The organism is Thalassobius vesicularis, assembly GCF_004799325.1.
Lineage (GTDB): Bacteria > Pseudomonadota > Alphaproteobacteria > Rhodobacterales > Rhodobacteraceae > Thalassobius > Thalassobius vesicularis.
The window spans coordinates 1-544 of the sequence record NZ_SSMD01000032.1 but is presented as its reverse complement, the minus strand read 5'-3'; the positions used below and the strand labels follow the sequence as shown (position 1 = coordinate 544).

The 544-nt window shown below is 53.7% G+C and carries 1 protein-coding gene; it reads left to right on the top strand.

Going from position 1 to position 544, the window contains the following annotated elements:
* Positions 1 to 260 precede the first annotated feature (260 nt).
* The gene (locus tag E7681_RS19015) at positions 261 to 509 is read left to right on the top strand and encodes a hypothetical protein (RefSeq protein ID WP_173488384.1); all 249 of its coding nucleotides are present in this window, start codon (positions 261 to 263) and stop codon (positions 507 to 509) included.
* Positions 510 to 544: the final 35 nt, after the last annotated feature.

Genomic DNA, 544 nt, shown 5'->3' with positions numbered 1-544 from the left:
CTGGCCTCCTCCAGGAAACACGCCCCGCAAAATCGTTCCGATCGCAAGAGAGTGTTTTTACGAAAACACCACTTTGGAAAGCCGCGCTCAAACTAGAGACTGATCCACTGGTTAAACCCGCCACACGTCATTGATTGCGCCAAGCCACAAACCCTAGCGCATACCCGCGAGCCCGCAGAATTTCACCAACCAATTGTTTCGACTTGATTATTAGGCCCTGACGGAGCCCAAGTGGGTTCACCAACCCGAAAGGCGCTCCCATGCTTGATGACCAAGAATCCCCGATTTCGGGGCCCAATCCCTTATGCCCTGACCGCATGTCGGCAGATGCTCGCCTCACTGAGATTGGTCGCATCCTCGCCGCGGGCGTGGTTCGTCTGAACGCAACGAAGTCCAGCGTTTTATCTGCAGAGAAGAGAGACGGTTTCGTGGACTTCTCGCCCCGAAAGAGCGGTGGTCGTTGTGCAAAACGTATCAGCATCGGAGGAAGTCATGAAGAATCACAATAAGATAACTGCAAAACGTCCCGGAGAAGATCCGAACT

Coding starts and splice junctions, on each gene's coding strand:
- E7681_RS19015 (WP_173488384.1), top strand. CDS start 261: ATGCTTGATGACCAAGAATCCCCGATTTCGGGGCCCAATCCCTTATGC.